Genomic DNA, 13835 nt, shown 5'->3' on the forward strand with positions numbered 1-13835 from the left:
CTCAGACAATCTCCTTTAACATGGCGTCGATCATCGACTCCATCTGATCGTCGGTAAAACCTTTAAGGTTAATGGCGTTGGCCGGACACATCGGTGCACAGCCGCCGCAGCCCTTGCAAACCGCCTCATTTACAATAGCAGCTTCTTTACCCTGGTGCCGCCCCTTTTCAATAGCCGAATACGGGCAGGCGCCAATGCATACGTCACAGATCCGGCATTTGTCCGGATCTATCGCAGCAATTAGCGGCTCGAGCTCCACATAGCCTTTCTTCAAAATAGAAGCGCTCTGGGTAACCGCCGACAGCGCGGAGGCCACGCTTTCAGCCGAATTTTTGGGCCCCTGGCAGGTGCCGCAGATAAACACTCCATCCACCACGGTTTCCACCGGGCGCAGTTTGGGGTGAATTTCATTAAAGAATTTATCCCTGCCTACAGGCAGTTTTAACACGTCCACCAGGGCATTGTTGCTCCGGGGCACCATACCCGTTACCAGCACCACTATATCTGCCGGTATCACAATTTCCTCCCCAAAGGTTAACAGGTCTTTAACAGTAACTTTCAACCTGCCGCCGGCATCCTTCTCAACCTTGGGAGGCTCAGCGTAACTGTACCTGATGAAAACCGATCCTGTATCCCTGGCCTCGGTATACAGGGCTTCGAATTTGCCATAGGTTCTCATATCCCGGAACAGGTGGAACTGGTGCATGCCCTGGTCGATTTCAGCTGACTCGATGGCTGCGTGCACCGCTGCGTTACAGCAGTAGCGGGAGCAATATTTGTTGGGATCATCCCCGGTTTGCTGTCTGCTGCCCACGCAATAAACGTAGACCACGTTTTTAATTTCCCGGCCGCCTTTCACCAGCTTGCCTCCTGAATTGTCCAGCATTGTCTTGTATTCGGCCAGGGTCACCACGCCGTCAATTCCGTAGCCGAACTCACCGGCGGCGGGCTGATAATCCTCAAAGCCGGTGGCCACAATAATTGAACCAACCCGGGCTTCTATCGTCTCAACAGTCTCAACTTTTTTGCCGTTAATCTGAATTTTGGCTGTGAAGTTTCCAATACTGCCGGCTTTCCCAACCAGTTCCGCACCGGTAAAGAGAGTTATATTTTTTCTTTTTTTGACCTCATCAACGAGCTGGCCAATTATTTTTTGCCCGTTCTTGCCATGGGGATACATTTTCCCCAAACCCGCCACCCTGCCGCCCGGGACAGCTGACTTCTCAATCAGGATGACGGAAATGCCCAGGTCCGACAGGCCTACTGCCGCCCGCAAACCGGCAATTCCAGCACCAACGATTAGCACCTTGGGCACGGTATCGAGTTTCATCGGCTGCAGCGGCTCGGTTAAAACTGTCCGGGCAATCCCGCCCCTGATCAGCCTGATGGCCTTTTCCGTGGCCCCTTGCTTGTCGTCGGTGTGAGTCCAGGAGCACTGCTCCCTGATATTCACCTGGATGTACTGGTAAGGGTTTAAACCCGCCCGCTTGGCAACTTCGCGAAAAGTAAACAGATGCAGCTTGGGAGAGCAGGAAGCCACTACCAGCCCGTCAAGTTTTTGCTCCTGAATATCCTGAACCATCTCCTGCTGGGTGGCGTCCGAACAGGTGAACATGGCGGTTTTGGCGACCACCACACCCGGTTCGCTCTGCACAGCCTCCCTGACCCTTTCCACGTCAACGTAATCCGAAATATTTCCGCCGCAGTGACAAATGTATACACCTATTTTCCTGTCACTCATTTGCTCATCCTTGTCCTTTCAACGTAAGCGGCCGCCTGGGCTGCAGCCGCCCCCGCATGCAGTATGGAATCCGGTATGTCCTTGGCGCCGGAAGCAGTCCCGGCTACGAACACGCCATCTATGCTGGTTTGGGCCGGATTGATATCTTCATTAATCTCTTTAACATAAGAGTAATCATCCGCTTCCAGTTTCACGCCGCTGAACAGGTTAAACACTTCCGTATTGGGCAGCAGGCCCACAGAAAGAACAACCATGTCGTGCTCAGCCTGGCTCAGCTTGCCGCCGTTGTCGATATCCTCGTAATAAAGCACCAGATTGCCGTCTTCTTTTTCGTCCACTTTGGCCACCCTGCCCTTGACAAAGTTGGCCCCCATGCCACTGGCCTGCTGATAAAACTCCTCATAGCCCTTGCTGAACGCCCTGACGTCAATGTAATAGACAGTTACGTCGGCCAGGGGCAATGCGCCCATGATCAGCTGGTTTTGCTTTACCGAGTACATGCAGCAAACCCTGGAGCACAGCGGATTGTCAACAGTGCAGTCCCTGGAGCCGGTGCAGAGAACAAAAGCTATATTATCGGGAACTTTGCCGTCGCCCGGCCTGAGGACGGTGTTGTAAGGCCTGGTGGGAGCAAGCAGCCTATCCATCTGCATACCTGAAATCACGTTTTTGTGCTTGCCGTAGCCGTATTGGGTTTTTAAGTTGGCGTCAAACAGCTTGAAGCCTGTTGATACGATAACGGAACTGGCTTCTACCTCCACCTGCTCCTCTTTCATGGTCATATCAATGGCATTGGCCGGACAGGTAGCGATACACTGGCTGCACTCGGAACAAACGCCGCAGTCCAGGCAGCGACCCGTGCTGTACCAAACATCCTCTTCGCTCAACGGGGCCTCAACTTCGGAAAAGTCCCTGACACCCCTCTTTAAATTTTCAGCGGCAGCAACCGGCTCCAGTGTTTGGTAACTTTTTTGCCTGGCCAGCACCTTTTGCCGGTCAACCGGAGGCAGCCTGTAATCATACCCGGCTCCGTCAAGTTGCTCACCTTTAAGGAACCGGTCGATGAAGAAAGCGGCTTTGCGGCCCTGGCCCGCTGCGTTGACAATCATGGAAGGCCCGGTTACCACGTCGCCCCCGGCAAATACATATGGCACCGAAGATTGCAGAGTATCCTGGTTGACCATGATAGTTCCGTTTTTATTTAACTCCAGCTTATCTTTAAAGGACCGGGTGTCAGGCCCAAGCCCCACGGCGGTTATTACCAGATCAGCGGGAATTTGATGCTCCGACCCCTTAACCGGCACCGGCTTTCTCCTCCCGCCCGCATCAGGATTGCCCAGTTCCATTTGAATTGCTTTAACGGCGATAACCCTGGCGCCGTCGCCGATGAATTTTTGCGGAGCGCTCAGATATTTAAACTCAACGCCTTCCTTTTCCGCACCTTCAATTTCCCAGTGGTGGGCAGGCATTTCTTCCCGGCTTCTTCTATATTGCACAATAACTTTTTGCGCGCCCAGGCGCACCGCCACCCGGGCCGAATCGATGGCCACGTTGCCGCCGCCTACAACTACCACTGTCTTGCCGGTTAAATCAATTTTTTGCCCCAGGTTTACTTTGCTTAAAAACTCCAGTGAGTTCATCACGCCATCCAAATTTTCCCCGTCCACCTGCAGGTCCCTGGCAGCCGGTGTTCCGGTAGCCACAAACACTGCGTCATAACCCTGTTCCTTTAAGGACGCAGGGCTTTCCACACGTACTCCTGTTGCAATTTCCACACCCAGGGCGGTAACATTTTTAATATCCCTGTCAACAACGTCCTTGGGCAGCCGGTAGGAGGGAATAGCCAGCCGCAGCATACCGCCGGCCTGCTCCGCCGCCTCAAATATTTTAACCTGGTAGCCTTTGCGGGCCAGGTGCAGCGCGGCAGTCAAACCCGCGGGGCCGGAGCCGACAACGGCCACTTTTTTCCCCGTCGTTTCAGGAAGCGCGCGCAGCGGCTCGGGGTTTTCTTGGTAATGGGTATCGGCAATAAACCGCTTAATTCTTCTAATTGGCAGCGGCCCTTCCAGGCCGCCTCTGGTGCACTCGCCTTCGCAGGGGGCGTAACAGGCCCGGCCCAGACTGCCGATGACCGGAGTGGTCTCCAAAATCAGGTCAAAGGCTTCCTTATATTTGCCGCCCCTGGCCAGGGCCACGTAGCCGTGGGCCTTGATGCCGGCCGGGCAGGTATAGGAACAGGGCGAAGTGCCTGCCCTTTCAATAACCGCCTTTTTGGGAACGGCCTGGGGAAAAGCGATATAAGCCGCCCGCCTGGCCACCATGTCGGAATTGTACTGGTCCGGCACGGCAACATTGCAGTTCATTTCGCACTGCCGGCAGCCGGTACAGGCCGCAGCATTAACAAAGGTAGGCTTTTTCCGCACTTTGGCTGTAAATTTGCCGTTTTTACCCCGTTTGATCTGGTCAACTTCCGAATAAATCATGACGTCGATATTAGGATGGTGCGTGGTAGCCGCCATTTTGGGGGTGGAAATACAGCTGGCACAGTCCAGTGTGGGGAACACCTTGCTAAGCAGGACCATTTTACCGCCTACACTGGGTTCTTTTTCCACAACCAGCACCTTGTAACCCATATCCCCCAGCTTCAGGGCGGATTCCATCCCCCCGATACCGCTTCCTACAATGAGAATGTCATAATTCATAGCTTTATCCCTTCCTGGCAGGTCCGAGAGTTTTTATCTTCTCGGAAAAGTCTTTAATCTGGTTGGTAAAAGGCTCGGCGCAAACGGAACATATCGCCGCCATTTTAATTCTTTCCGCTTCAAACCCGTTTTCCATGAGCATTGCCTGTGCTCTTTTGACAATGTGGGAAGCTCTTTCCGCACAGTCCGGCAGATAAGCGCACTCTTCACCGTCAGAGGCAATAAATATTCCGTCGAAGCCTTTTCGCACAGCGTGTAATATCCACTCGGGCTTGATGCCGCTGGTGCAGGGCATGCTGATTACCATTACCGTAGGGGGGTAGTGCATGTGGGAGCTGCCCGCCAGGTCAATGCCCGGGTCGGAAATGTTGTTTGTTGAAAAGGCAAGGATTTTCGGAGCAAAACCCTTGCCTGCTTTGGTTGTTTCAGCCATATTTACTTCATCCTTTTAATGTACAGTTTAAGGTCACCGGCGTCTTCAACCATGCCGAGGAACTCATTGCCGGTCTTTTTGCACCAGGCCGGCAGATCTTTTTTGGTGCCTGCGTCGGAGGCCAGTACCTCCATGATTTGTCCGGGCTGGATTTCCGCGATTGCTTTTTTCGCCGCCAGGATCGGACCCGGGCAAGATGTGCCTCTTGCGTCCACAACCTTGTCCGCTTTAATGTTTTTCAGCTCTTCAGGTGTCATTTGATCGTCCTCCTTAATTAGTTAATTAAATTTAAGATTTGATACCTTACCAGGGTATCCAACACTATTCTTTTTTGAAGTTTCTGTCATTGGGGTCGTGGCCCAAACATATTGGACGCTTATTTTTTCTATACCCATACCCCTATGGGTATCTTTATATAAAATTACTACACCGGACATACTATTGTCAACCCCAAATTATCTATATTATAGTTGGAGTTTTATATTGTATTGGTTACAGATTTTGTTTATAATTTAATTGATACCCAGAGGGGGTATTCTTAAACCATAACTTAGCAGGAGAGTGTTATTATGCCCAGAGCTAAAAGCAATGAAAGTACCGGGGAAACATCAAGGGAATGTATAGATAAGATGATAACTGCCGGCGACCCGTCCATGCAGGCCGAAGTGCTCAGCAGGTTGAAAAAGATTGAAGGACAGGTTCGTGGTGTGCATAAGATGGTACAGGATTGCCGCGATTGCGGTGACATCGTAATCCAGCTTACAGCCATCAAGGCGGCGGTCAACCGGGTAGGCGCAACTGTGCTAGCCTGCCACCTGGCTGATAAAATTAAAAGCGACCTCAGCCAAAATAACGACATTAATGCATCGCTGAACGAGTTTATGAGTATTTTTAAAAAGTTTTCTTAACATAAAATCCTTCATTTGGTTTCCTTTACCACCTGAAGGATTTTACAAAAATTTATTCAAAAGTTTTGTTTAAATACTTTTATGTCAAATACATGGTACCGGCTAGGTCACATAGGCGTTCGGTGCCCTACACGCGGAAGCGCTCCGCCAGCCTGTCCAGCTCGCCGGCCAGCACGGTAAGTTCCTCAGTTGAAGCAGAGACTTCCTCCATTGCTGATGTTTGCTCTTCTGTTGTGCCGGCAACGTTCTGCACGCCGGCTGATATTTCTTCCGTTGCAGCAGCCATCTCCTGGACCTGCCGCGCAACATCCTCAATGGCAAAGTTAATTGCCTTGATGTTGGCCCCAACTTCGCTGATCACCTTGCTCCCCTCCGCAACCTCCGCCGCCCCGGCAGCCATAACTTCAACCGCCTTCCCGGACTCGTCCTGAACCGTGGTAATCAGTTCGTAGATCTCCTTGGCGGCGCTGGCCGACTGTTCGGCCAGCTTGCGGACTTCTTCGGCGACGACGGCGAAACCGCGGCCGTGCTCCCCTGCGCGTGCGGCTTCAATAGCGGCATTTAGGGCCAGCAGGTTCGTCTGGTCGGCAATTTGGGTAATCAGGTCCAAGATCTGGGTAATTCGGCCTGTCGTATGATTAAGAGCATTGATGGCGGTAGAAACATTGGCTGCTGACTGCTCAATGGCCTTCATTTGCCCGATAACCCGCTCAACGCCCCCGGCACCTTCAGCGGCCCGGGACGCGGCCTGCTCGGCCGCTGCCGAAACATTCTGCGCGTTCCCGGTAACCTGATCGACAGTCGAGGCCATTTCACTCATAGTAGAAGCCGTATCGTTCGCCCCGGCAGCGGTCTGCTCAGCCTGGGCGGCAAGCTGGGAGGATGATTCGGCCACCTGCCCGGCAGATTGGATTATCTGGCCGACAACCTCGCGCAAGTTTGCCCGCATGCGGTTGAACGCCTCGGCCAGGCGGGCGATCTCGTCACGGGTGCGCACCACCAGCTCCTCACCCGTCAGGTCGCCTTCGGCAATACGGCCCGCCTCATGCACAGTGGCCAGGATCGGGCGGGTGATCATGCGGGTTATTAACACTGCGATGAGGATACCGGCAACCAGGGCCAGCACGCTGATCAAAATGACCCGGGAGCGGCCGCCGGCGGCACCGGATTGCATTTTATCCACAACGCCGGTGGTCTTTTGTTCATTTTCCTTAATCAGTTTGGCTAGAATCTCTTCAGCGTCACTGGCATACGAAGCAACGCTTTGGGCCTCAATAACAGCTTCCTGGAGCTTACCTTCCCTGACTAGAGGAATGGCGCGGCCATCAATCTGCCGGTTGTATTCGGTGACTTTAGAGAGAACTTCCTCCAGTTGGGGCCGGGCCTGGGCGGTACAATTATTGAGCCGTTTCTCCAGCAGGGACTGCGTTTCCTTGATATCCTGTTCGTATTCGTTATAGTACTTCTGGTCGCCGTAGAGAAGATAAGCCCGTATATCTCTTGACAACTCTTTAAAAGTATCGTTGATCTGATAGTCCAGACTCAGGCGTACCACACGCTGGCCGACATCGGAGGCATTCGAGATCGTATTCCCCATTATAAGGAACGACTGGATCGCTACGGCAGCCATAAAGAGAATCAGCAAAGCAAAACCGCCGCCGATTTTCATCCCGATAGTCATTTTCATTTTAGGATCCCCCTCGCATAAAAACATAACTTGTTTTATCAATTCATTATCTCGTGAAGCGCAAATTTAAACTCATAACAGTAATTTCTTAACTATAGCCTTTTTTGTATCTCATTACTTTGCTAAATGCTTGTACCAGTTGAGGGTCAAATTGAATACCGGCGCACTTGATTAACTCGTCCAGAGCTTTTTCACGGGACATAGCCTCCCGGTAAGACCCTTTGGCTGGTCATGGCATCATAGGCATCAGCAATGGCCAAAATACAAATTCCAAAGGTATGTCCTCTCCTTTCTGTCAACAAGCCAATTTTCACTGCTAAGAATAAGGTTGCAAAGGTTTTTCATCAGCAATCCTTCCTGTTTTGAAAAGAATTATTTTCAAGAGGCTATCTATTGCAAAAAGCTCGCCACATGGCGAGCCTTGCTATATCTTGTCGTTTTTTGTTTATAATGAATCATGTATACAAGTTGGTAAAACAAAATTGTACCGTCATACAATTTTGCCCCGGGGCGGGATTTCATTTTCACTCATCATTTTCCCAAACGATCCAGCCGGTATTGTAGCATACGCCTTGACATACCAAGATATTCGGCTGTTTTGGTCTTATTCCCGTTATGCATATCCAACGCCCGGCGGATAAGCATCTTATTTAAATCAGCCAAATCCAGCCTGTCCGGCGGAAGTGGGCAGTTGTCAAAAGTAACGGGAGTCACGCCGCTGTCACTAGCATCACGCGCGTTTTGAAACTGAGGTATAGCGTTAAGGTGCCCGATTTTCAATTCATTGTCATCATACATAAAAACAATATATTCAATAGTGTTTTTCAGCTCCCTGACATTACCGGGCCAGTGATAAGACTGCAGAGCGGATGCTGCTTTATTGCTGATACCAACAAACTTTTTGTTTCTTTTTTGGGCAAACCTTTTGATAAACATTTTAGCCAGCGGCAATATCTCATTTTGTCTTTCTCGCAGCGGGGGTATTATAATTCGGCCAATATTTATGCGGTAATAAAGATCCTGCCTGAAGCGCCCCTGCTCTAGCCTTTTTTCAATATCCGCGTTGGTCGCGCAAATAATCCGCAAATCTGCCTTCATTTTTTTCAGCCCGCCTACCCGGTAGTACTCTTTTTCCTGGATCACACGCAGCAATTTGGCTTGAAGTTCCAGTGGCAGTTCAGTGATCTCATCAAGGAATAATGTTCCCCCATCGGCCAGGTCCAACTTGCCCCTTTGCCCTTTTTGCAGACCTCCTGTAAAAGCGCCCGCCTCATAGCCAAATAATTCACTTTCGAATATATTGGGGGGAATCGCTGCGCAGTTGATATCCACAAACGGTAAAGTGACGATATCCTTGCCATAATGGATGTATCTGGCCACCGCTTCTTTCCCTATCCCCGTTTCTCCCTGGATCAAAACGGGTATTGACCGGTCACTGTTAAACTTTTTTGCCTGTTCAAAAATACCCGTCATTACTTCGGAAAAAATACCGATTCCGCCGATACCCGCTTGCTCGGCATGGGACTTTTTAATCCGGACTAAATCATTCCTTGTTGCTCCGGCAGCGGCTTTAACTTTACTTTTGAACCTTTCAGTTAAAACTATGTTTTCTTTTTTCGAATTTTGATATTTGGCAATACGATCTACTAAAACCGCCAACTCCTTAATATCAACCGGTTTAAGCAGATAGTCGTAAGCCCCTGCTCTTATAGCTTCAATGGCCGAATTTAAATCACCGTGACCGGTAAAAAGAACCATGGCCACTTCCCGGTCCGGATAACCTGTTGCAATATTTTTCAGCAGGTCAATACCAGACATTTTAGGCATTTTTAAATCAGTAAGAATCATGTGGAAATATCCGTTATTAAACAAACTCAGCGCTTCCAACCCGTCATCAGCCTCCTCCACATAGTGGCCGAGCCTATGTAAGAATTTAGACAGGGTAACGCGGCTGTCTATATCGTCTTCAACTAAAAGGATATTCATAAGCTAGCAACTCCCGCAAATCAAGGCTTGGCCACAGGAAATTTAATTCTGAATGTGGCGCCGCCCATGTGGTTTTCTTTAACATAAATCCGCCCTTCAAAGGAGGAGACAATGGAATGAGCAATTGATAATCCCAACCCCATGCCTACTCCCGCTTCCTTGGTGGTAAAAAAGGGCTCAAATATTTTATGCGCAATATTTTTATCCACCCCTGTAGCATTGTCACTGATTTCAAGTATTACGTTATCTTCAACATAGGTGGCGATTAAAACTTCTTTATTTGGCTTACTCGTTGTATCCAGCGCCTGCATGGCATTTACGGTCAAGTTAATAACCACTTCTTCCAGTTTCTTTTTGTCGGCCATAATAAGTGGGATCGGGTGAAACAAAGTTTTTCTTACCTTAATTCCGTGCGAGGAAAGTTGACATCCGAACATGGTTAAAGCGTCCTCCACCGCTTCATTCAAGTCGCAGTGATCAATTTGCGCGTTGTTTTCACTTCTTACAAAGCCGCGCATGCGGTTGATAATCTCTCCGATACGTTCAGCCTGGCTGGATATTTTACTTAGTTCTTCAACCACCTCGCTTAAATCCAGGGTTCCATCGATTGAATACCAGTAAAGCAGAGAATCGGCCATCATTTTTAAAGAATTTAAGGGCTGGTTGATTTCATGAGCCACCCCGGCGGCAAGAGTTCCCAGAGAGGCCAGCCTTTCCGCCCGGTTAGCTTTCATTCTGGCCTCGGCCAGCGCCGCTTCATAAGCTGCGAATAAAAGATTTTTTTTTATAACCTTTTTGCAACTCTTTTATTATTTGATCTTTTTCCAGCAAATCATTGATAAGCTGCTCCTTGGACATATCAGCATAATTCAAACAAAATTCCCCCTTAATTCTACAATTATTCCTTAATTTCTTGAAAAAGCTGTAAATACCCTTTGGAAAACCGGGCATTTACAGCTTATGGTAATAGGTTATTAAAAAAATCCTACTGTCTATTAGAACTGTAAGATTTTTACTATTCAAATGTAAATGTTTTTGTATTTTTATAATCCTTTTTAATGTTTTAGCAGCCTGGTAGTCATAGCTTTTAAAGCATTAGGTCCATAGCTTTATACCTCAACCTTACGGCTGGGTTACCCAAACCGCTATTAATGCAAAAAACTCGCCATATGGCGAGTTGTAGCATTTCGTGTCGACAAGCTATCATAACAAATAAGCTATATACAATATTGTAAAACAAAATCGTATACTCGCACAAAAATTGGACATTACTATTAAACGACTATAGCAATATACATTCATCTCTTTGTGATTGTAACGTTACGTTTGTTCGATCCCTCTATCTTAAAATTGCCTGTCCAAAATTCTATTAATTAAGAAAAATTTAAAGAAAACAACTTTGGTATTTTGTATACAAAATACTTGCACATCACCACCATGTTTGTTACAATTATCACAGGTTAACAAAAAGAAGGTGATGCAAGTGCTATGCAAAACCAAAAAAATTAAGGCTCCTTGTGAAACATGTATGTATAAGAACGGGGTAGAATGTTTTAGCGTGCTGGCAATGCTGAAAACAGCGCGGGCAATGGAAATGGAATTGTTTAATCATGGTGTTGAAGGCATGGTTGGCGAAATGACTTTACCCTGCGAAAACTATGCGGCGGATAACGCAGTGTTAGCTAAAAAATTGAAAAAGATTATTTGATTATGTGAAGTTGAAATCCTAAAGGCTATTACGCAGTGCAGCGTAGATAGCTTTTTTTGCTTTCCGGTATATTCACTTTACTTTTTTATTACAAATACAGCGCGGCAAATCTTGAGCCAGCCACATCGCTTTACTCCTTGCAATAAAATAGGCTGCAATTATGTACCAACCTTCACAATACAATAAAAACCTATGATTATTTATGAGTTGTTGCAGGATTATTGAAATTCATTCAGTAATGCTTAAAGTGAATTATTTAACCCGTTAAGGAGGCGCGTTTTTTTGCAAGGTGTTTTAAAATTCATCCCTATTGTTGAAACAATAAGTACATACAAAAAGGAACATTTCAGGTTTGACTTCATTGCCGCATTAACAGTCGCCGTAGTTGCGCTGCCACAGTCAATGGCTTATGCCATTATTGCCGGTGTAGAACCGGTTTACGGGCTTTATTCCGCGATTGTCCTTTCAATTTTAGGCTCCATGTTCGGCAACTCTAATCATTTGGCGACAGGGCCAACCAACGCCATCTCGCTGCTCATAGCCAGCAACATGAGTGTTTATGTCGGAAAGCCCAATTTTTTTGAAATGCTGTTTATGCTAACCTTTCTGGCTGGCGTTATCCAATTCTCCATGGGCGTTTTTAAACTGGGAAAACTGGTTAATTATGTGTCCCATTCCGTCATCGTCGGCTTTACTGCCGGGGCAGGTGTTATTATCGCCCTTGGCCAGCTTAACCAACTGCTTGGCATATCACTGGAGAAAGGCAGTCACTCCACCCTGGATAAAGTTGCAGCAACTTTCGGGCACATCGGAGAGTTAAATTATTACGCCCTGGGCCTGGGATTGCTTACAATAGTTGTTTCAGTAACCGCTAAAAAAATTAATAAAAATATTCCCGGTGCGCTGCTTAGCCTGGTTATATGCGTAATCCTGGTGATGACGCTGGGTCTGGACCGTTACGGCATTAAGTTGACGGGAGAAATACCATCGGCAATCCCTCCCTTCACTATGCTAAACTTTAACTTGCATAATATCGGGGAACTGATGAATGGCGCGTTGGTTATTGCAGTTATCGGCCTGGTGGAGGCCGTCTCTATTTCCAAGGCTATATCAGCACAATCAATGCAAAAACTCGATTCCAACCAGGAATTTATCGGACAGGGCGTAGCTAACATGGGTGGAGCCTTTTTTGGCTGCATCGCAGGTTCCGGCTCATTCACCCGTTCGGCCATCACCTTTCAAAACGGAGCCGTAACCAGGTTGTCCGGAGTGCTGGCAGGCGTTCTGGTCATGGTGATTCTGTTATTTATGGCTCCATTTGCCAAATTCATACCAAATGCGGCACTGGCTGGCGTAATCATGGTCGTTGCCTACTCCATGGTCGACAAAGAAGCATTTAAAAAAGTTTTTAGATCCAACAAAAATGACGCAGCAATAATGACAGTTACTTTTGTTACAACCATCCTGGCACCTGAACTGGAATATGCCATTTACGGCGGCATTTTGATATCACTGTTTTTATTCCTCAAAGACAATGGGAACGCTTCAGTCCGCATGCTTTCGCCGCTGAAAAAAGATGACAGTTTTATCGAAACCGACATCCAGCGAACCGCTCATGCACCAATTTCCATTATTCAACTGGAAGGCAATTTGTTTTTCGGCAACTCATCCGACCTTGATGAAAAGCTTGCCAACGCCTATGGCACCGCAGGGGTATATATTTTAGAATTTAAAGCAGTTACCATGATGGACATCACCGCCATGGAAACACTGGAAAACTTTATCGCCCGTGTTCATAGAGAAGGAAGAAAAGTTTTACTGTGCGGCGTCCGCCGGGAGCTCAAAGAAAAAATGGAGCGGTGCCATATGATTGGCCACGTTGGAGAAAGCAATATCTTTTTTGCTGAAAACGAAGTTTTCAAGTCACTGAAGAACTCCTTGCGCCGGGCCGAGGTTTTATTGAAGGGTATCAGCCTGCCCGAACCGGTTGTCCAAACAGCCGAAAAAGTCGCGGCAATCCCCGCGGCTGCAGCAGTTTCACCGTTTAAAAGGATCTCCGGCTGGATGGAAAAGTTCCTTCAGGAGCCCTTCTACCAGGCTGAGATGTTAAAAACCCAGGCTTTCGGCAGGAATTAACCGTCAATTAACAAGAAAACCCTCCCGCGTTATAAAAAAGGGAGGGTTTTATGTTAATTACCTAATTACTATATAAGCTTTGTGCCAGCTGTTGTTATAATAGTACTGCACATTGCCGTTGTGGTCGCGATAACGGTACCATTTACCGTCACGGTCGGGGTCCATGTAGAAATAATGGTGCTGCCCATTGTCATCAAGGTAGTAGTAGAAATCGCCGTCTCTATCCCAGTCAGTCCAGCGATTACCTGCATAAATCACATTACGACCGCCGAAATCAAAATAACTACCGCTGCCATAGTCACCGGACCAATAATGGCCGTGCTGGCCATTGCTAACCCAACCGCTATTGCCGTTAACATAACCGGAATAATTATTGGAATAAGCGAACGCGGCTGACGCGATACTTAGTGAAAACACCAAAGCCAGTACTAAAATCAAAACTTTTTTCATTCTGCCTCACCTTTCTGTCAATTAGTTTTTGGGCCTGGCTAATTAATTTTCGGCCTGCTTATATATATTAAGTGATTTGAATAT

General features: G+C 47.9%; 11 protein-coding genes and 1 riboswitch. Of the genes, 3 read left to right on the forward strand and 8 right to left on the reverse strand.

From position 1 onward, the window contains the following. Position 1 precedes the first annotated feature (1 nt). From BM056_RS12210 to BM056_RS12225, 4 genes are read right to left on the reverse strand one after another with little or no spacing between them, the layout of a single operon-like run. Positions 2-1741 (reverse strand): CoB--CoM heterodisulfide reductase iron-sulfur subunit A family protein, encoded by a 1740-nt coding sequence (locus tag BM056_RS12210; RefSeq protein WP_092471690.1) that lies wholly within the window; start codon positions 1739-1741, stop codon positions 2-4. Beyond that, entirely contained in the window at positions 1738-4443 is a 2706-nt protein-coding gene (locus BM056_RS12215) for an FAD-dependent oxidoreductase (RefSeq protein ID WP_092471691.1), read from the reverse strand. Before BM056_RS12215 ends, BM056_RS12210 begins: the two co-directional genes overlap by 4 nt. 4 nt (positions 4444-4447) lie before the next feature. Next, positions 4448-4876 carry a hydrogenase iron-sulfur subunit gene (locus BM056_RS12220; protein WP_092471692.1) on the reverse strand — a complete coding sequence of 143 codons (429 nt, stop codon included), beginning with the start codon at positions 4874-4876 and terminating at the stop codon, positions 4448-4450. Between the two features lie 2 nt (positions 4877-4878). Next, on the reverse strand, positions 4879-5133 hold the full coding sequence (locus BM056_RS12225; protein WP_092471693.1) for a sulfurtransferase TusA family protein: 255 nt from the start codon (positions 5131-5133) through the stop codon (positions 4879-4881). 312 nt (positions 5134-5445) lie between these two features. Here BM056_RS12225 and BM056_RS12230 point away from each other — a divergent pair, with 312 nt between their 5' ends. After that, positions 5446-5784 carry a metal-sensitive transcriptional regulator gene (locus tag BM056_RS12230; RefSeq protein WP_238456440.1) on the forward strand — a complete coding sequence of 113 codons (339 nt, stop codon included), beginning with the start codon at positions 5446-5448 and terminating at the stop codon, positions 5782-5784. A gap of 127 nt (positions 5785-5911) precedes the next feature. Here the strand turns inward: BM056_RS12230 and BM056_RS12235 are convergent, their stop codons facing one another. The 3 genes from BM056_RS12235 to BM056_RS12245 all read right to left on the reverse strand — a co-directional run bounded on the left by BM056_RS12235 (position 5912) and on the right by BM056_RS12245 (position 10191). Further along, on the reverse strand, positions 5912-7513 hold the full coding sequence (locus BM056_RS12235) for a methyl-accepting chemotaxis protein (protein ID WP_238456441.1): 1602 nt from the start codon (positions 7511-7513) through the stop codon (positions 5912-5914). Positions 7514-8002: 489 nt separating this feature from the next. Next, a complete protein-coding gene (locus BM056_RS12240) occupies positions 8003-9457 on the reverse strand; it encodes a sigma-54-dependent transcriptional regulator (RefSeq protein WP_092471695.1) in 1455 nt (484 codons plus the stop codon). 20 nt (positions 9458-9477) lie between these two features. Further along, a complete protein-coding gene (locus BM056_RS12245) occupies positions 9478-10191 on the reverse strand; it encodes a sensor histidine kinase (RefSeq protein ID WP_092471696.1) in 714 nt (237 codons plus the stop codon). 328 nt (positions 10192-10519) lie between these two features. Next, positions 10520-10605: riboswitch (cyclic di-GMP riboswitch) on the reverse strand. Positions 10606-10940: 335 nt separating this feature from the next. On the opposite strand from BM056_RS12245, the gene BM056_RS12250 reads away from it, so the two are divergent. Together BM056_RS12250 and BM056_RS12255 are read left to right on the forward strand one after the other, a co-directional pair. Next, on the forward strand, positions 10941-11165 hold the full coding sequence (locus BM056_RS12250; protein ID WP_092471697.1) for a hypothetical protein: 225 nt from the start codon (positions 10941-10943) through the stop codon (positions 11163-11165). Positions 11166-11447: 282 nt separating this feature from the next. After that, positions 11448-13301: a SulP family inorganic anion transporter gene (locus BM056_RS12255; RefSeq protein WP_092471698.1), complete on the forward strand. Its 1854-nt coding sequence runs from the start codon at positions 11448-11450 to the stop codon at positions 13299-13301. Between the two features lie 57 nt (positions 13302-13358). Here the strand turns inward: BM056_RS12255 and BM056_RS12260 are convergent, their stop codons facing one another. Then, on the reverse strand, positions 13359-13751 hold the full coding sequence (locus BM056_RS12260; RefSeq protein WP_092471699.1) for a hypothetical protein: 393 nt from the start codon (positions 13749-13751) through the stop codon (positions 13359-13361). Positions 13752-13835: the final 84 nt, after the last annotated feature.

The organism is Desulfotruncus arcticus DSM 17038, from assembly GCF_900113335.1.
Taxonomy (GTDB): domain Bacteria; phylum Bacillota; class Desulfotomaculia; order Desulfotomaculales; family Desulfallaceae; genus Desulfotruncus; species Desulfotruncus arcticus.